1 protein-coding gene is annotated in these 569 nt (G+C 35.7%); it reads right to left on the reverse strand.

What is annotated here, in order from left to right; all coding sequences use genetic code 11:
* Positions 1-569: hypothetical protein (locus ACNOHI_RS25315; protein ID WP_420477488.1), on the reverse strand; the 569-nt coding region annotated here is incomplete at both ends.

The following is a 569-nucleotide window of genomic DNA, read 5'->3' on the forward strand; positions in this document are numbered from 1 at the left end:
AGAACTTAACTTTTCGTTGAATCTCTCTAGTTGAAGAAAAAGTGCATTCTAAAACACATGTCTTAAGATCTCTATTACTAGCAACTTCCAAAACTGGTCGCATAGAACTATAGCGGCCATTAAAAAGATAAACAAGGTCTGGGTTGTATAATTCGACAATATTTGAACTTAACTCTACCAATATAGCTGATGCTTTTAACGCCGCGTTAAAATACTCTCTATTTGCTTTCTCCATTAATGGCTCCAGATTACGTGTCATAGACACATATGAAGAAACAACACCTAGACCAATATTAATATTGTTGTAAGTAATCGATTTCAAATCCGTAATAGATGTGAAATCGAACTCACTTAAGTGATTCTTTCTCGCACCCTTAATATTAAATGAGGAGAGCTCCCTATGCTTAAAATTAGGATGTTCTATCTGGCTTAAAAGTAGCCAAGATGAAAGTCTGCACTCCCAACATCTAATTACCGACTGTTCTGGATTAGAATCACATGGTCTTGCTTCGCCGCTACAAGTAACAAATAAAACCTCATTATTTGCATCTTGAAGACATTCTATCGCT

It is taken from the genome of Noviherbaspirillum sp. ST9 (assembly GCF_048799745.1).
In the GTDB taxonomy this organism is placed as follows: domain Bacteria; phylum Pseudomonadota; class Gammaproteobacteria; order Burkholderiales; family Burkholderiaceae_D; genus Noviherbaspirillum.